The sequence below is a fragment of the Algoriphagus aquaeductus genome, from assembly GCF_003253485.1.
In the GTDB taxonomy this organism is placed as follows: Bacteria; Bacteroidota; Bacteroidia; order Cytophagales; family Cyclobacteriaceae; genus Algoriphagus; species Algoriphagus aquaeductus.
In genome coordinates this window covers 190,294-207,391 of the sequence record NZ_QKTX01000003.1, presented here as the reverse complement: position 1 = coordinate 207,391, position 17,098 = coordinate 190,294, and the positions used below count along the sequence as shown (strand labels likewise).

Sequence of the window (17,098 nt, the reverse complement as noted above, 5' to 3'; positions counted from 1 at the left end):
AAATTTCCAATGGATTTTTTATTTCTCCATTAGGAAACTAAATGAAAAAACACCGGAACAGATTTCTTAATTGAATTTATTGACAGCGATTCATTTAAAAGCAGACCCTGCAAGAGGAGGTGATCTGGGGAATTATTGGCATTACCTCTTTGGATTTTTTATTCCCTTTTCCTATTTGCTTTGGAAAAGGCCTGAACTTTTCGCGGGAAAAAAACTCATTTTAGATTCCTGTAATCCTCTCACAGACGCATTGGCGAAAGAATATCTAAATCATCTGGGAGTCGAGCATGAGTTTGAAGAGCTGACAGAGAAAACCATAGGAATGACTCGAAAGGAATGGAAATCCATTCGAAGGAAAATCTGGAGAAGACTATCTTATGCAGAAAGGAGATTTCGCGGTGACAATGCCAGCTGGTTTACCTATCATCACTTCAAATTCAAAAAAAACTTGATCATCATTCCCCGCTGGGACAAATACCTGGAGGAATTTGGAAACTTTCCACCTTCCCTCAAAAAAGAACTTAATTCTTACCGAAAATTCATAATTTTTAAAGTATTGGGATTAAATCCGATACCCATCGAAAATAAATCTTGGCTTATTATCAAAAGAGCGGCTCCCCCTGAAATAATCTCAAGTGAAGCGGGTAAAAAAGCCCGGTGGTTTCCTGGATATGGATCAGAAAGAAGAGAATTAAAAGGAATAGAAGAAGGAGTGAAAGAACTAAAGTCTGCAGGATACTTGGTGAAGGCTAGACCCACCGGTGATTTAGGATTGCTTCAACAAATCACAGAGTTTTATTCTTCGAAAGTTTTGGTTGGAGTAAGAGGAGCCGAATTTGCCAACATGATTTGGATGGATCCGGAATCGAAAGTGTATTTATGGATGAGTTCCTCTTTTCAAAATGAACCCATCCAACGAAAACTGGCAAGTGCTTGTCAAATTAGATATCATGAGATTCCTCATGAGGGGCAGGTTTCGCCTGTTATGGATGTAGCAAAATTACTAGAAATCAATAGTTCAACTTAACACAAATGACCTATTTAACCAAAGCGTGTCGAATCGCAGAATCCAAAATAGAACTTGTAGACTTTCTAGAAACGATTCGGTCTATTTCAAATTATCAGATTTCCAAGGTACGTTTTGAAGAACAAAAAGCTTGGTCAATCACTGAAGGAGCGCTTTCGCATAGCTCTGGAGGGTTTTTTCATGTGATCGGTCTCCAAAACCAACAAATCCCATCTGAGGAGCGATTAATTTTGTACCAGCCACAAAGCGCTCTTACAGGATTGATCCTGCTGCCTTCCAGCGGGAAAATTTATGTCTTGTTGCAGGCCAGAGTTGAGCCTGGAAATACAGGGGTAATCCAATATGGCCCAACTATTCAAAGCACTCCGGCAAATTACCTGAAGCTTCATGGAGGAAAGGCAACAGCTTATGTCAACTTGTTTACGCAATACAATCCGGAGTGCCAATTAATTACACACTCCATGCAACACGATTTAGGTGCGAAATATTATCAAAAAAGCAAAACGCATCATTACCTCTTGGCAAATGACTGGATTGATACCGAGGAAAACATGATTTGGGCATCAATGAATGCAATCCTTGAGTTAATTGATGAAGACAATCTCCTCAACGCAGATTTGAGATCACTTCTGGCCGTCATGGACTGGGAGATGTATTTCAATCCCGCTTCGACTCCACAACCATTTGTCTTTCTAAATTCTTTCCACTTACTATCCCCAAAACAGAAACATTCCAAGATTTCGCTTGAAAAGCTTACCCATTGGAAAATAAATGAAGAAGGGATAGTTCCGGTGGACCAACAAACAACTTCTGTCCACCTTTACCATTTTTCCTGTACCAATAGAGAGGTATCCGCCTGGACCCAGCCTCTTTTTGAAACCAACGCTCAGGGAATGGTTCAACTTTATTTCAGAATGACTGATTCGGAGCCCGAATTTCTTGTCTCCATTGGAAAAGAAGTAGGCATAAGCACTCCATTTGCAGTCTACCCTAGCAAAATGAGCCTTCCAGAAGAAAATCAGGCTCCAATCCTGAGTCCTTCTGGAAAAATTTTAAGAGAATTAGTCCAATGTGATGAGGGAGGTAGATTTTACCAAAACGACTCGATTTACCAGTTGATTCTGGTAGATGAACTGGAGATTGAACCTCATCAGCAATGGATTTCCAGATCACAACTTAAATATTTATTACAGGCCTCCAACCTTTGTAGTTTCCAACTGCGCTGTGCTTCCTCTTTAGCCATTGACTTGTTGAACCCTTCTGTATTTTAAAGCACTTCAACTTGCTACAAACCTGAAACTCATTCTCAACCTGTGATGATCAATTTAAATAGGGTATAACCATCCTCCAGATTTCCGCTGACTGAATCAGCCATATTTCCCTCAAGGCTGTTTCTGAAAATTCCGTCACGCTCATTGGAGGTATCCTCCTCGCCTTTGTATCCCCTACTCGCGTATACCTCAAGTGTACACTTCTTGGGAAATGCAATCTGGGTACTTAAGATGATTTCCCCTTCTTGGAGAATGTCTAGGTGTAAGTGTGGAGCACGACCTGGATACCAACCCGGAAAAATGCTAATAAAGGAAACTTCACCTTTGGAATTCGTCCTTTGCCTTCCCCTAAGGAAAGAGGTATTCCGGTAATCAGATTGTTGGAGTCCATTGCCACCGTATTGGGAATAATTTCCTTGGGCATCACAGTGCCAGACATCTACATCTACTCCGGAGAGGGGCTGACAAGATTTGGACTGACTTTGGATCTTTAAATTAATCAAAAGCGCGATTCCCTGTCTGTCACCTACAATATTGGCACGCATCAGGTCCGAGGGAGATTTGATGGGAAAAGGGCCTCTAGTCTCCTTTGGTGAAACATCACACTCAGGTATTCCAGCATTAGAGGAGATTTTTGCATCCCCTCCTAGCACCGGAAGAGAGACAATGGTGCCGAAACCCGCCAGTGTCTTCTTTAAAAATTCGCGCTTATCCATCGGCTTAAATTAAAGTCATGTCAAATTTTATGATTATACCCAATTATACCCCCAGCCAAATTCTCCTTGACAATGGAGCGGAGGCTTCGAACCTCCTGACTTTCGTCGGAAAGGTGCTCAGCACAGTCAACAAAGGACCGATACTTCGACTAGCCCAGTACAATTGACCCAAAGAATTCAACTTTCCGAGAAACATCTTAAGCTTCCTTAGCCTCCTTGTAGGAAAGCATATTTAAAGATAAAATATACTGCTTTTCAAGAATTTAACCTTACTGCATTTCGAATTTGAAGTAAAGCCCAAATTCTATCACCCCAAAAAAATTATGACAACAAAATCTTTGGGAAACATTCATGGAAAACAATCTCTCTTTTCCCAAATCCTTTTTTACTTTAAATATCCCAAATCAAGCTCTCTATGAAGCAAATTTCATTATACCTTTTCCTCCTTTGCCCCATTCTTTCCTTAAAAGCACAGGAAGTTTTCTTTTCCGTCAACCAAGTTGGTTTCCACCCTTCTGACACTAAGAAAGCCATTGTCTTTTCCAAGGGAAAAATCAAAAACAACATCCACTTAATCCATCTCCCCGACTCGAGTTCAGCTGATCGAATCAAACCTGTACCCATAGAATCGGGTGTATGGGGAGATTTTTTTTATTATTCGATCGACTTCACCCAGATTTCTAAAGAAGGCAGATATTTCCTTTGGCATTCTGCTTCGAGATCCAGTTCAGAAAAATTTGAAATCGGTTCAGATTCCTATGCCGGAATTCAGGAGGATCTGTTGGAATTTATGCGGCAACAGCGTTGCGGGTACAATCCCACGATGGATATGGTCTGCCATCAGGAGGATGGTCGCAGCTTCTTTGGCCCCATGCCGGATAGCACTTATGTCGATGCATCCGGAGGCTGGCATGATGCAGGTGACCAGCTTAAGTACCTGATCACGGGAAGCTATGCCACAGGACACATGCTGATGGCTTATGAGCTTTTCCCTGACCGATTCGGAGACATCGTCAACGCACTGGGACAACCCGGCCCTAACGGTATTCCTGATGTCCTTGATGAAGCCAAGTGGGGCCTCGACTGGCTACTCAAACTTCATCCCGCTCCCGACTAACTCATCCATCAAATCGCCGATGACCGGGACCACCGAGGATTCAAAATCCCAAATCAGGACAACTCCGATTACGGTTGGGGAGAAAACAGCTATCGCCCGGCCTACTTTGCAACTGGCAAACCACAGGGCCTTGGCAAGTATAAGAGCGAATCCACTGGCATGGCCAATGTAGCAGGAAGGTCAGCCGCGGCCTTGGCTTTGGGTGCCCGAATCTGGAAAGAAATCGATGAAGCTTATTCCATCCAATGCCTTCGCGCTGCCAAAAGCCTCTATGCATTAGGAAGGAAATACGAAGGCTATCAGCAGGGAAATTCCTTCGGGGCTCCTTATCGATACAATGAAGAAACCTGGAACGATGACATGGAATGGGCCGGAGCTGAACTTTACAAAGCAACCGGGGATAACAGTTATCTGATGCAGGCCAAAGAATATGCCCTGAAAAGTGCCAATGCCGATTCCTGGATGGTTCGGGATTCTGCCGCCCACTATCAGCTGTACCCATTTATCAATTTGGGGCACTATTCTCTGCATGAAGTGGTGGATCGGGATTTCAAAAAGACACTGGAAAGCTTCTATCAGGAGGGTATCGAATATACCTTGAAAAAAGCCCAAGCCAGTCCCTTCGAAGTAGGTATCCCTTTTATCTGGTGCTCCAACAATCTGATGACCAGCCTGGCTACTCAGCTGATTCTTTATGAAAAAATGAGCGGAAACACTCAATACCAACCCTACCTGATCGCTCAGCGGGATTGGCTGTTTGGGAAAAATCCCTGGGGTACGAGCATGTTTACCGGGATTCCTAGACACGGGGATTTTCCGGTCTTTGTGCATACTGCGCCTTATGTCAAGTTGGGTTTGGAGATCCCCGGTGGCTTGGTGGATGGGCCAATTTTCCGGACGATCCACTTCAATCTACTTGGATTGACACTGGAGCGACCGGATGATTATGTCAGTCGACAAAATCCATTTATCGTCTACCATGACGCGGTGGGAGACTACAGCACCAACGAACCTACCATGGACGGCACAGCTGGTTCGATCCTGATGATGGCCTATTTTTCAAGGAAATAAAAAAGCCACAGATGCACAGATTCGTTATTTCTGTGCACCTGTGGCTACCTATGTCAGTTGGGACCTTGCCGTGGTTGGTGTCCTCACCAACCACTAACTGCTTCGCCGGGGTGTGTGTCACCACACACCACTTATTCCACGATCGTGAACACCATTTGGCGGAATTTCCAGCTTGTTTCATCCCCGTTTCCGGCACCGGAAGTTTGCTTAAAAATCAAGCCGATAATGCCCGTCTGAGGATCGGCAAAGTATTGCGTATTGAAATAGCCTCCCCAATCAAAGGTTCCTTTGCTACCCATACCTCCTGAAGCCACACCTTTGTCGGTCACGACACCAAAACCTATTCCATGGTATTTATCCCCATTCCAAAGATCACCGACTTGATTTTGCATCATGGTGTGAATCGTATGAGGACTCAGTATTCGCTTCCCATTGTAAATTCCTCCATTCATATACATCTGGAGAAACTTGGCGTAATCTTCAGCAGTACTGGAAAGACCCGCACCACCGGAAAAGAAGGTTTTCGCCCCCGTTTTTGGAAAATCAGGATCATAGAAAGTCACCGGATAGGATGCCCATTTGTTGTCTTTACGGGTGTGCACCGTTACCAATCTTGGAGCTTGGGCATCACTTAAGTAAAAACGGGTATCGTTCATCCCAATCGGATCAAAAATCCGCTCTTTTAGAAACACATCGAAAGGCTTACCGGATATGATTTCCACCAGATAGCCCAATACATCCAACCCCTCGCTGTAGGTGTATTTGGCTCCAGGCTCGTGGTGAAGGGGAAGCTTAGCGAGTCGCTTGACACTTTCCTCAATGGTCACTTTTTCAGTGGTAAAAAGATCCACCACTCCTGCCTTATGATAGATCATTTTCATCCGTTCATCTCCATCAATCACGCCATATCCCAAGCCTGAAGTATGGGTAAGGAGGTGACGAATGGTAATTTCTCTGCTGCTTGGCTTAGTCGTATAGGTGGTATCTGCATACCGAAACGTATTCAGCACCTGCGGATTCTTGAATTCTGGAATGTATTTGGAAATCGGGTCATCCAGTCTGAATTTTCCTTCTTCCCAAAGGATCATGATTGCCGTGGAGGTAATCGCCTTGGTCTGGGAGGCAATTCTGAAAATTGAGTTTTTCTCCATCTTTTTCCCGCTTTCCACATCTGCAAATCCTTTAGCCGAATGATAAACCACCTGGCCGTTTTTCACGACCATAGCCACCAATCCAGGCACTTGTTCTTTTTGGATTGCTTCTTCGAGCATGGCGTCTAGTTTCATCACACGCTCTTGGGAGATACCGGCTACGGGAGTTTTTGCCGCTGGAGAGATCGTCTGAGCGTACAAATCATCCTGGATTCCGATCAGGCAAATCAAAACGAGTAATATGTTCTTCTTCATTAGGTTTAAAGGGTTTATTCAAGCTGAAAGTAGGAAAAACCGAGCATAAAAAAAGCCGGTTCTCACCGGCTTTTGAATGAAGAAATAGTGAATTAATTTAATTCGACCTCAAAATAATAATCTGTACCATCAGGGAACATCCCGAGCACGACGATTTCCTGACCTTTCGCACCTGAAAGAAAATCGATCATGTCTTGTGCGGTAGTCACTTTTTTACGTCCTGAGTCAGAGATTACAGAAGTAATGATAAATCCATTTCTGGCACCCGCATTTCTCCAGGCTTCATTGGCGTTGGACTTGATCACAGCTCCACCGGCTATTTTCAACTGGTCTTTTGTCTGTTGTTTCACATCCTCAAATTGGATACCCTCAAAGGAGAACGTTTTTGGCACTTCCTTCTTCACGATATTGGTATCTCCGGAGAAGTTTTTCAGGGTAGCTGTGGCTTTGGTGTTTTTCCCGTCTCTGATATACTCTACCTCCACTTTATCACCCGGCCGTTTTCTCGCTACCATCTCCTGAAGCATGGATACGTTGTTGACTGCTTTGCCATCAATGGAAATGATAATATCGCCTTCTTTCAATCCGGCAGCCTGTCCGGCAGAATTCTCATTTACTCCACCTACATAAACTCCTTGATCGACCGGGAACTTTTTATTTAAGTAGTCTGCCAATTCTGGACTTACACTCTGAATAGATACTCCCAATAATCCTCTCTGGACAGTCCCATATTTCATCAAGTCATCCATGACCTTTTTGACCAAGGTACTGGGGACAGCAAAAGAATACCCCGCGAACGTGCCCGTGTTGGATGCGATAGCAGTATTGATCCCAATCAATTCTCCGGCAAGATTGACCAATGCTCCGCCCGAGTTACCCGGATTGACCACTGCATCTGTCTGAAGGAATGATTCGATTTGAAGGTTGTTCTCCACGTTGCGAAGGATGTTGATATTTCTGGCCTTGGCAGAAATAATCCCTGCTGTCACGGTAGAGTTCAAGTCAAATGGATTTCCGACAGCCAATACCCACTCCCCGATTTTGGTTTGGTCCGAATCACCAAATTTCACAAAAGGAAGATTATTAGCCTCAATTTTCAACAAGGCCAAATCGGTGGTAGGGTCAGTCCCGATGATCGTAGCTTCGTACCTCTTATTGTTGTCCAGTGAAATATCAACTTTGGTAGCCCCGTCGATGACGTGATTGTTGGTAACAATATAGCCATCAGGAGAAATGATTACCCCTGATCCCGAACTCATTGGCATGCTGCCGCTTCCTCCCTGACCCCGATCCCCTCTTGGATCCGGAATTCCGAAAAACTCCTGAATCGGATCACGTTGAGCTCTCGGAGTGTAAGCCACCTGACTTTTCACGTGGACCACCGCCGGAGTGACGAGTTGGGCTGAAGCTACAAAGTTGATCCCGTCGGGAATGGTGAAGTTTTCACCAGTCAACATGTTCACAAAGCTTGCCTGCTGCTTTTCATCGAAGGTGCCTGCATTTTGAGGTTTGATCAGAAAACTTACCCCTGCTAAGGCTACTACTCCTCCTACCAAAGCAGCCAGAAGTATTCCCAAAAAGAACTGTTTCTTTGTCATAGTTGTCGTTTTCTTTTGAATGAATTATTCCACAAATTTCTTACCCTTTAGACTTTCTTTTAAAGCCTTTGGATAATGCCAGGGGATTAAATTAACAAGAATTAACCGCTTTTAGCCCCAACACAAGAATAACAAAAATAAAGAGAGCGGGTTTTCCCGCTCATCCTTTTATTTGACTACGATAGTAGAGCTTGCTACTTTTTTTTCTCTCTTTGGAAGGATCAATTTCAAAACACCGTCTTCATAAGTAGCTTCTATTTTTTCAGTCATGACATCTTCAGGCAAGAAAAATGATCTTGCAAAACTCCCAAACTGGGTCTCAAGACTATGGAAGTTTTTTCCATCTTTTTTCTCCTCCATTTTGCGTTCACCTGAGATGGTCAGCTTCCCATCCTGAAGTTGTATCTGAAAATCAGATTTCTTAACTCCCGGAACGGACAGATGAATTTCATAAATCTTATCATCTTCCGCAATATCCACTGCCGGAGTAAACTGTTTCAGCGCAGCGCCAAGCGAATCTGAAAAGATTCTGTCCAGCAAGCCACTAAAGCTAGCCGGAAACTGAGGGTCCATTTGATTATATCTTACCAGTTTCATAGTTGTGTTGGTTTGTTTTACGAATACTTTCTAGAAAATTTCATTCCAGCACAGAATTCAGGTCATATTGTCTGATAAAATTTCGAAAATCCATCAAAAACAAGTCAAAATGTCTTAATTTCTTATTTTATACCAGATCAATGAATCCCAGCTCAAAATCGTAGCAGCTTTCTGGATTAATCTCTATTTTAGATTTTTACCATTGCATCATGTCTATTTTCCTTACCCGTATCGCCTTTTTCTTTTGCCTTTGTTTTTCTCTGCAGGCTTTTTCCCAAGACAGTATTTCCAAGACTTCTACGGACTCTCTTTTTGCCTCGGCCAAGGATAGCTTGGTGGTCAAGGAGGGAAATGGCTTCCTTTCGGATTTAAAAAACAATGATTTCCCCAGACTTGAAGAATTGATCCGGAAAGGAAAAACATATAGTCTCTTGGCCAATCAGATTCGAATGGAACTTGAGGACACCATGGACACCATAAGGCTTTCCGAAGAAATACCTGAAATGGAAACCACCCTAGAGGCATTGGACGAACGCATCAAAACCCCCAACACCCAGTTTAACTTCAGATACATCTTTGCCTTAGACAAGATTCTTGTAAGCATTCAGGAGAAAAATGAGGAATTGGATAAAATTGCCCAAGGAAAACTGGATCGACTCCAGCGATTGGACAGCCTATTAAAAACCATCAAATCAGATAAATTTTTTTTGTTCAAAATCCGTGACTCCACTTTACTTCCCTCTTACGCAGAAGAAATCCAAAATCTCAAATTCAATATCCATGCTCTTGATAGTGCCCTGTATCGACAGGAGCTTATTGCTGCCCGATTCCAGGCAAGACTCAGCAAAGTCACCATCACCTTGTAGGGTCTAAAAAGATACCTGGAAAATAACCGAACCTTTCTCGAAAAAAATCTCCTCAAAAAAGAAATCAACTACATCTGGGAGTCTTACCAAATCCCTTCGCCAAAGTCTATTTTTCAGATCACCCTGGACAGTTTGAAACTCAATTTTCTCTTTCTAAGACGTCAATTGCTTTCTCACCCTCTGCTCAGTTTTTGTGCTTTGTTGATTTTAATGTGCGGATATTTTGGGATTAGGAATGTGATTAAAAAAATCGCAGAGGACAAAGAATTCGGAGAAATTATCCTATAAAGAACAAAATACCTCAGAAAGCAAACGCTGGCTACGACCATGCTCGCACTCCTTCCATTAGTCTTTTTCATGTTTGATACCGCATCTATTGCCTTCCTTACTTTTTTCATTTACCTCCAAGTGCTCTTTTCTTCTGTATTGATCTTTGACAATTTCCAAACCCGAACTGCCTGGAAATGGATCGTTTTGGTTTTCCTTTTTTTGTTTATTTCTATCAGCAATTTATACTGGGAGATTGCTTATCAAGAACGTATACTACGTGTTTTGCAACCTGATCTATTTATTGATATTGTGGCAGATACCCCGGAAATTTCAATCAGAAGATCCCAAGGAGATTGTCTTCCTCAAAAGATTGAGAGCCGTAACCCTGGCAGTTATATTTTTGGGTTTGCTGGCAAATAGTTTGGGAAGGTTCAGCCTTGCCAAAATCTTTAGCGTAGCAGGTACGATTGGGTTTATTTATGGAGTCTGCATGTATTTTTTTGTCAAATCAGCCATGGAAATCAGTTATGTTTTGCTTGAAAACAAAAGAGATAATGATGACATGACCAATTTTCTGGATTTTCAAAGGCTAAAAAACCGAATCAACAGTTTGTTTCTGTTTCTGGCCGGTTTGTTTTGGGCAGTCATTTACCTATACAATCTGGCCATCAATGACTTTGTATTCAGCCGATTAAAAAATTTCTTAGTCGAAGAGCGATCCTTGGGAGATAGTACGTTTACTTTTGGAAGTATTTTGCTGTTTATCGGTCTAGTCTATCTTTCCTATTTGATTTCTAATTACCTCGCCTATTTTGTCTCGATTAAGGACCAGAAAAATGACGAACAAAATTCAAAAAAACTCGGCAGTTCCATTTTGTTGATCCGTCTGGGTGTGTTGGGGTTGGGCTTTTTTATTGCCATTACAGCTGCCAAAATACCTCTGGACAAAATTACCATTGTCCTGGGCGCTCTTTCGGTAGGCATCGGTTTTGGTCTTCAGACCATCATCAACAATTTGGTTTCAGGAGTTATCCTTGCTTTTGAAAGACCTATCCAAATCGGAGACGATATCGAAGTAGGAAATCTTACCGGTAAAGTAAAGGAAGTAGGGATCCGGGCAAGTAAGATTCAGGCCTATGATGGATCCGAAATCGTTGTTCCAAACGGAGACTTATTATCCAAAAGCCTGATCAATTGGACTCTTTCCGACAAAAAAAGGAGGATTGAGTTGATTATTAGTGTGTCTTATGATTCGGATATGGAAAAAGTAAACTCCATCCTGAATAAGGTTCTGGATCGGGAAAGCATCTTGAAATACCCACCTCCAAGAGTATTGATGCAAAATTTCAGCGACAGTTCAGTGGATTTTAGAGTGTTGTTTTGGATAGACAATATGAACAATATGCTATTGATCCGAAATGAGGTGATGTCTGAAATCTACATGGCATTCAAAGCCAATGACATTGAAATCCCCTATCCCAAAAGAGATCTTTATTTAAAATCACTTCCTACGCAATTCCGATCCATCTCCAATCCGGAGGATCAACAAAAATCCCCCGAATCTTAAAGTTTCGGGGGATCTGATAAGCTAAAACATTCTGATGAATATATTAGGCCTTTTTGACGTTGATGGCGTTGGGTCCTTTTTTACCATCTTTGATGTCGTAGGTAACTTTGTCGTTTTGAGCAACTTTGTCAACTAACCCAGTAGCGTGAACAAACACATCTCCCTGAGTTTCGTCATCAACGATAAATCCGAAACCTTTGGCTTCATTGTAAAATTTTACTGTTCCGGTAAACATAATGAATTGTGATAAATTGTAATTGAAAGAGGCTTAAATGTAAATATTTGATTAAAAAAAACAAAATAATCGTTTTTTTTCTGCCAAAATGAAGAAAATTATTTTGATCCGACATGCCAAATCTGCTTGGGATAATCCCTGGCTAAGCGACCATGACCGCCCACTTGCCGATAGGGGAAAGCGGGATGCCCCTATGATGGCCAAGAGACTTAAAAAAAGGGGGATAAAACCCGACATCATTCTCTCATCTACTGCAAAACGGGCAGCTGAAACCGCCTTGATCACTGCTCAGGAACTTGAATTTCCTGTTCAGGAAATCTCTTGGGAAAATAACTTATATCACTCCAGCCCATCTACCATTTTGAAATATATCCATCTTCAAAAAGACTCCAAAAACACTATGCTAATTTTTGGACATAATCCTGGGCTTAACGATTTGATCGAATATTTGGGAGGGAACTTGGACAATCTTCCCACTTCAGGTCAATTTGGCTTCACTTTAAAGTCAGAACATTGGAATGAACTGAGCCCTAAAACCGCCCAAGTGTGGTTTGTCGATTACCCAAAGAAAAAGGGTTAATAATTTCTCACATCCTGCACTACTTCAGGGAAAAGCTCCGGATGAGAAATCAACTGAAAAATTTTAGCTGCCACTTCCTCCGGAGTACTGAGTTTCCCTTCTGATTTATAGCCAATGAAGCGTTCCAAGGCAGGAAAATCCTGTTGATCGGCCCTTCTTATTTCTGACTGCATCCCGGTATCCACTATCCCAGGGGCTACTGAAAACACCCGGAATCCCAATCCATTCAATTCCTCATGAGCCACTTTGGAAAACATCGCCAATCCCGCTTTACCTGTACAATACTCACTCCAGCCAGGCAAAGGCTTTTGGGCAGCACCCGAGCTGACGTTTAAAATGATTTTTTCAGCCTGATGATTCCGATAGGCTTTCACAAAAGCATCTGTCAGCGTCATTGGGGCCAAGAGGTTCACATTCATGGCTCTTTGGATGCCCTTGGGATTAAGTTTCCCCACTGGCTTTACTTCCCCAATCCAACCTGCGTTGTTGATCAAAATGCATCTTTCAAAACCTTCTGCTTTCGGAAATACCTTCGGAATAGTGGCTTCCAGGGCATCAAGGTCACTCAAGTCCAATTGAATTTCTTTCAAATTGGAATGGGCCAGGTCGAGTGAAGTTCTTGATAACGCTACGACTTGGACAGACTCCAAGGAAAGGAATACATCCAAAATCGCATGCCCCAGTCCTTTGGTATGACCGGTTAGGATAAGAAGTGTACGCATATGCCTTAAAAGTCAATTACTTTTAATCATCCTCAAGCTTAAAGAATATACTGGGACAAATCCCTGTTTTTCACCAAAGTACTGAGTCGCTGCTCGACCATTTCTTTGGTCACCATGATTTTGGAATTAGGCTCAATCAGATCTGGAACTTCAAAGAGAAAATCATTCAATAAGTGACTCATCACAGTGTGCAGTCGACGGGCTCCGATATTTTCCACTTCCTGATTGATCAAAAATGCCAGTCGTGCAATCTCCTCCACCGCATCCTCGGTAAAATCCAAGAAAACTTGTTCTGCTTCAAATAGCGCCATGTATTGCTTGGTGAGGGCATTTTTGGGTTCACGCAGAATCCGAGAAAAATCCTCTTGGGTCAAACTCTGAAGCTCTACTCGGATTGGGAATCGACCTTGAAGCTCAGGGATCAAATCTGAAGGCTTGCTTACGTGAAAAGCTCCTGCTGCAATAAAGAGAATGTGGTCTGTATTGATCACTCCGTATTTGGTGTTCACGCTGGATCCTTCGACAATAGGAAGTAAGTCGCGCTGCACTCCTTCTCGGCTGACATCAGGCCCCCCTCCGTTTTTTCCAGACTTGGAAGCAATCTTATCGATCTCATCGATAAAAATGATTCCATTATTTTCCGCCAAACGAATCGCTTCTTCCTTGACCTCATCAAAGTCAATCAACTTGGACATTTCCTCTTCCAGGAGGACTTTGCGAGCTTCTGCAATGGTGAGTTTCCGCTTCTTGGTTTTCTTGGGCATCATCCCTGAAATCATATCCTGAAGCCCGGCCATGCTTGCGTCATCCATCATGCCGTTGCCGATCATGCCAATTCCCACGGGGGAACTGGCTTTGACATTAATTTCGATTTTTCGCTCGTCCAGCTCACCATTTCTCAATTTTTCACGGAACCGCTCACGAGTACGCTCATTCAATTCTGAATCAGAGTTGGGATCTGTATCCAATTCAGTACTGATGGACATCGGTCTGGTAAAGCCGGCGCTTTTTACCGGAGGAATCAGAATATCCAGAATCACTTCCTCCACCGCATCGGCTGCCTTGACTTTCACCTCTTCCTTTTTCACTTCTCTGACTAGATGGACACTCTGTTCGACCAGATCCCTGACCATACTTTCCACATCCCTGCCGACGTATCCTACTTCAGTAAATTTGGAAGCTTCTACTTTGGTGAACGGTGCTTGGGCAATCTTTGCCAATCTCCTGGCTATTTCGGTTTTTCCGACACCGGTACTACCGATCATGAGGATATTGTTGGGGACGATGTCCTTTTGAATATCAGACTTGACCATCATGCGACGGATTCGGTTTCGTAAGGCGATTGCCACGTTTCGCTTGGCGTCTTTCTGCCCGATAATGTATTTATCCAACTCTTCAACAATCTGTCTGGGAGTAAGTGATTCGATTGAATTCATGTTGTTGTGGTTTAGTTAAATGGAGCCAAATCGGCTTCCAAAAGAAAAATGGCCTCCATGTGTTCAAGGAGGCCATTCTCCGAAAGGAATCCTTATAGACTGGACTTTGACTCTGAAGTCAGGGAAAACTTCAACGGATTTTCTACTTTGGTTTTGGTCAGGGCAATCTCCAATACTTCATCCACTTTGTCTACAAAATGGAATTCTACTCCTTTGACATACTGTGGATCAATTTCCTCGATATCCCGCTTGTTCTTTTTGCAAAGGATGATTTCTTTGATTCCGGCACGTTTGGCAGCTAAGATTTTTTCTTTGATTCCCCCGACAGGCATTACTTTTCCAATGAGGCTTATCTCCCCGGTCATGGCGACTTTTGCTTTGACACGTCGCTGGGTATAGACCGAGGCCATAGCGGTCAACATCGTAATCCCCGCAGATGGGCCATCTTTAGGCACAGCACCGGCAGGTACGTGGATATGGAGATCGTACTGCTCAAAAACCCGGTGATCAATTCCCAATTTTTCGGCTTTGGATCTCAAGTAGGAAAGTGCTGTCATGGCAGACTCTTTCATTACCTCACCCAACTGCCCGGAGAGGGTCAATTTCCCTCTACCTTTGCTCAAACTGGTTTCAATAAACAGTATTTCCCCACCCACACTGGTCCAAGCCAGCCCGGTCACCACGCCGGCGACACTGTTGTCCTGATATGTTTCCTTGTCAAAAATCTCCGAACCCAAAATCTTCCGAACCGCTTCAGGGGTGATCTTACGCTCGTACTCCTCTTCCATGGCTATAGACTTGGCGATGTTTCGGATGACTTTTCCAATGGCACGCTCCAAGCTTCTGACTCCGGATTCTCGGGTATAGTCTTCAATGATCTTGACCAAGGCGGCCTTTTCAAAGGAAACATCCTTGGATTTCAAACCATGTTCTTTGCGCTGCTTCGGCACCAGGTGGCGCTTGGCAATCTCCAGTTTTTCTTCTTGCGTGTAGCCCGTGACTTCAATGATTTCCATACGGTCTCGAAGTGCTGGCTGAATGGTATCCAGAGAGTTGGCCGTAGCGATAAACAGCACCTTACTCAGGTCGTACTCGACCTCGAGGTAGTTGTCCAAGAATGCACTGTTTTGCTCCGGATCCAAGACTTCCAAAAATGCAGAAGAAGGATCTCCTCTGAAGTCTGAAGAAAGCTTATCGATCTCATCCAGTACATAGACCGGATTGGAGATTTTCACCTTTTTCATGTTTTGGATGATCTTACCGGGCATTGCTCCCACGTAAGTCTTCCGATGTCCACGGATCTCAGCCTCATCATGCAGGCCGCCCAGCGACATTCGGATGTATTTTCTCCCCAAGGCGGAAGCTATGGATTTCCCCAAAGAAGTTTTACCCACACCTGGAGGTCCGTAAAGGCAAAGAATTGGGCCTTTGAGGTCATTCTTTAATTTCAATACGGCCAGGTACTCAATGATTCTATCCTTGACCTTTTCCAGCCCAAAATGATCCGAGTCAAGAATGGCACGGGCATGCTTCAGGTCAAAATTATCCTGGGTAAACTCATTCCAAGGCAATTCAACCATGGTCTCCGCATAGTTCAGCGCGATGGGATATTCGGCAGCAGATGGATTGATCCGTAGGATTTTATCCAACTCTTTTTCAAAATGCTTCTTGACTTCCAGCGGCCAGTTTTTCTTTTCCCCTCGGACACGAAGATCTTCCACTTCTTTCTCGGGCCCTTCTTCTCCGAGTTCGGTTTGAAGTACCTTCATTTGTTGACGAAGGAAATAATCCCGCTGCTGTTGGTCAATATCAGTATGTACCTTCTTTTGGATCTCCGACTTCAACTCCAGCATCTGGATGTCTTTCATCATGAACTCAAGCAAAAGCGTGGCCCGCTCCACCCCGTCATTGATCTCAAGAAGGCGCTGTTTGGCTTCGACGGGCGCATTGATATTGGAAGAAAGGAAGTGCGTCAGGAAAGGCGTATTGTCGATATTATCCAAGGCCACCTGCGCTTCACGTGGGATCTCCGGGTTGAGATGAAGGATCTTTGTCGCCGCGTCTTTGAGTGACTCTTCGAGCGCTTTGATTTTCTTGGAATTTCTTGGGAAATTCTCCTCCAGGTAGTCGACTTTGGCGATAAAATAGGGGTCATCAGTGACCTGCTCGCGAATTTTGAATCGCTTTTTGCCCTGAATAATAATGGTGGTATTGCCATCAGGAAGCACGATCATTTTGATGATTTTGGCCAGCGTGCCTACTTGGTAGATGTCTTCCCACGATGGATCGTCATGATTGGGGTTGAGCTGTGCGCACACACCGATCAGCTTATTTCCTTTTTGGGCTTTTTTCACCAAGCGGATAGACCGTTGCCGGCCCACGGTAATCGGGATCACCACTCCGGGAAAAAGAACTGTATTGCGTACAGAAAGTATCGGGATCTCATCCTCAAACTCCTCCCTACCCGTTTCCTCCTCTTCTTCGTCGGTGATCAACTGAATAAGGTCTCCCTCACCGGCATAATCGCCGTTCATAAGATTTTGGAATAATGAATTTTCGAATTGGCTCATATAGACAGATTGACAGCAGGGCTGTCACGAATTAGCTAAAATAAAAGAA

Annotated in this window: 14 protein-coding genes and 1 pseudogene; 7 read left to right on the top strand and 8 right to left on the bottom strand. The window is 43.6% G+C overall.

Annotated elements, in window-relative coordinates:
• Positions 1 to 70: 70 nt before the first annotated feature.
• Complete coding sequence (locus tag CLV31_RS05315) at positions 71 to 1,027, top strand: glycosyltransferase 61 family protein (RefSeq protein ID WP_111391851.1); 957 nt, start codon at positions 71 to 73, stop codon at positions 1,025 to 1,027.
• Positions 1,028 to 1,032: 5 nt separating this feature from the next.
• Positions 1,033 to 2,298, top strand: coding sequence for an NDP-hexose 2,3-dehydratase family protein (locus CLV31_RS05310; RefSeq protein WP_111391850.1), 1,266 nt, complete (start codon positions 1,033 to 1,035; stop codon positions 2,296 to 2,298).
• 35 nt (positions 2,299 to 2,333) lie between these two features.
• On the opposite strand, the gene CLV31_RS05305 is transcribed toward CLV31_RS05310, so the two are convergent.
• Entirely contained in the window at positions 2,334 to 3,014 is a 681-nt protein-coding gene (locus tag CLV31_RS05305; protein ID WP_111391849.1) for a dioxygenase family protein, read from the bottom strand.
• 17 nt (positions 3,015 to 3,031) lie between these two features.
• On the opposite strand from CLV31_RS05305, the gene CLV31_RS21800 reads away from it, so the two are divergent.
• Together CLV31_RS21800 and CLV31_RS05300 are read left to right on the top strand one after the other, a co-directional pair.
• Positions 3,032 to 3,181, top strand: coding sequence for a hypothetical protein (locus CLV31_RS21800; RefSeq protein ID WP_181452577.1), 150 nt, complete (start codon positions 3,032 to 3,034; stop codon positions 3,179 to 3,181).
• 248 nt (positions 3,182 to 3,429) lie between these two features.
• Positions 3,430 to 5,202 (top strand): annotated as a pseudogene (locus CLV31_RS05300) (glycoside hydrolase family 9 protein).
• Between the two features lie 131 nt (positions 5,203 to 5,333).
• On the opposite strand, the gene CLV31_RS05295 reads toward CLV31_RS05300, so the two are convergent.
• The 3 genes from CLV31_RS05295 to CLV31_RS05285 all read right to left on the bottom strand — a co-directional run bounded on the left by CLV31_RS05295 (position 5,334) and on the right by CLV31_RS05285 (position 8,803).
• Complete coding sequence (locus tag CLV31_RS05295) at positions 5,334 to 6,608, bottom strand: serine hydrolase domain-containing protein (protein WP_111391848.1); 1,275 nt, start codon at positions 6,606 to 6,608, stop codon at positions 5,334 to 5,336.
• Positions 6,609 to 6,700: 92 nt separating this feature from the next.
• Positions 6,701 to 8,206 carry a S1C family serine protease gene (locus CLV31_RS05290; RefSeq protein ID WP_111391847.1) on the bottom strand — a complete coding sequence of 502 codons (1,506 nt, stop codon included), beginning with the start codon at positions 8,204 to 8,206 and terminating at the stop codon, positions 6,701 to 6,703.
• A 168-nt stretch (positions 8,207 to 8,374) separates the two neighbouring features.
• On the bottom strand, positions 8,375 to 8,803 hold the full coding sequence (locus tag CLV31_RS05285; protein ID WP_111391846.1) for an Hsp20/alpha crystallin family protein: 429 nt from the start codon (positions 8,801 to 8,803) through the stop codon (positions 8,375 to 8,377).
• A 209-nt stretch (positions 8,804 to 9,012) separates the two neighbouring features.
• On the opposite strand from CLV31_RS05285, the gene CLV31_RS05280 reads away from it, so the two are divergent.
• A complete protein-coding gene (locus CLV31_RS05280; protein ID WP_111391845.1) occupies positions 9,013 to 9,669 on the top strand; it encodes a hypothetical protein in 657 nt (218 codons plus the stop codon).
• A gap of 523 nt (positions 9,670 to 10,192) precedes the next feature.
• Positions 10,193 to 11,506 carry a mechanosensitive ion channel family protein gene (locus CLV31_RS05270; protein WP_146250867.1) on the top strand — a complete coding sequence of 438 codons (1,314 nt, stop codon included), beginning with the start codon at positions 10,193 to 10,195 and terminating at the stop codon, positions 11,504 to 11,506.
• Between the two features lie 43 nt (positions 11,507 to 11,549).
• Here CLV31_RS05270 and CLV31_RS05265 read toward each other — a convergent pair whose 3' ends face one another.
• On the bottom strand, positions 11,550 to 11,741 hold the full coding sequence (locus CLV31_RS05265) for a cold-shock protein (protein ID WP_067545283.1): 192 nt from the start codon (positions 11,739 to 11,741) through the stop codon (positions 11,550 to 11,552).
• Positions 11,742 to 11,829: 88 nt separating this feature from the next.
• Between CLV31_RS05265 and CLV31_RS05260 the strand changes: the two genes are divergently transcribed.
• Positions 11,830 to 12,321: a SixA phosphatase family protein gene (locus tag CLV31_RS05260; protein ID WP_111391842.1), complete on the top strand. Its 492-nt coding sequence runs from the start codon at positions 11,830 to 11,832 to the stop codon at positions 12,319 to 12,321.
• On the opposite strand, the gene CLV31_RS05255 is transcribed toward CLV31_RS05260, so the two are convergent.
• The 3 genes from CLV31_RS05255 to lon all read right to left on the bottom strand — a co-directional run bounded on the left by CLV31_RS05255 (position 12,318) and on the right by lon (position 17,049).
• Positions 12,318 to 13,043 carry an SDR family NAD(P)-dependent oxidoreductase gene (locus CLV31_RS05255; RefSeq protein WP_111391841.1) on the bottom strand — a complete coding sequence of 242 codons (726 nt, stop codon included), beginning with the start codon at positions 13,041 to 13,043 and terminating at the stop codon, positions 12,318 to 12,320. The two genes, CLV31_RS05260 and CLV31_RS05255, sit on opposite strands and share 4 nt — an antisense overlap.
• A gap of 38 nt (positions 13,044 to 13,081) precedes the next feature.
• On the bottom strand, positions 13,082 to 14,479 hold the full coding sequence (gene hslU, locus CLV31_RS05250) for an ATP-dependent protease ATPase subunit HslU (protein ID WP_111391840.1): 1,398 nt from the start codon (positions 14,477 to 14,479) through the stop codon (positions 13,082 to 13,084).
• Between the two features lie 92 nt (positions 14,480 to 14,571).
• Entirely contained in the window at positions 14,572 to 17,049 is a 2,478-nt protein-coding gene (gene lon / locus CLV31_RS05245) for an endopeptidase La (RefSeq protein ID WP_111391839.1), read from the bottom strand.
• Positions 17,050 to 17,098 lie beyond the last annotated feature (49 nt).

Bases quoted from the DNA above. Each gene is read 5' to 3' on its own strand.
- CLV31_RS05310 (WP_111391850.1), top strand. From the start codon at position 1,033: ATGACCTATTTAACCAAAGCGTGTCGAATCGCAGAATCCAAAATAGAA.
- CLV31_RS05305 (WP_111391849.1), bottom strand. From the start codon at position 3,014: ATGGATAAGCGCGAATTTTTAAAGAAGACACTGGCGGGTTTCGGCACC.
- CLV31_RS21800 (WP_181452577.1), top strand. From the start codon at position 3,032: ATGTCAAATTTTATGATTATACCCAATTATACCCCCAGCCAAATTCTC.
- CLV31_RS05295 (WP_111391848.1), bottom strand. From the start codon at position 6,608: ATGAAGAAGAACATATTACTCGTTTTGATTTGCCTGATCGGAATCCAG.
- CLV31_RS05290 (WP_111391847.1), bottom strand. From the start codon at position 8,206: ATGACAAAGAAACAGTTCTTTTTGGGAATACTTCTGGCTGCTTTGGTA.
- CLV31_RS05285 (WP_111391846.1), bottom strand. From the start codon at position 8,803: ATGAAACTGGTAAGATATAATCAAATGGACCCTCAGTTTCCGGCTAGC.
- CLV31_RS05280 (WP_111391845.1), top strand. From the start codon at position 9,013: ATGTCTATTTTCCTTACCCGTATCGCCTTTTTCTTTTGCCTTTGTTTT.
- CLV31_RS05265 (WP_067545283.1), bottom strand. From the start codon at position 11,741: ATGTTTACCGGAACAGTAAAATTTTACAATGAAGCCAAAGGTTTCGGA.
- CLV31_RS05260 (WP_111391842.1), top strand. From the start codon at position 11,830: ATGAAGAAAATTATTTTGATCCGACATGCCAAATCTGCTTGGGATAAT.
- CLV31_RS05255 (WP_111391841.1), bottom strand. From the start codon at position 13,043: ATGCGTACACTTCTTATCCTAACCGGTCATACCAAAGGACTGGGGCAT.
- hslU (WP_111391840.1), bottom strand. From the start codon at position 14,479: ATGAATTCAATCGAATCACTTACTCCCAGACAGATTGTTGAAGAGTTG.
- lon (WP_111391839.1), bottom strand. From the start codon at position 17,049: ATGAGCCAATTCGAAAATTCATTATTCCAAAATCTTATGAACGGCGAT.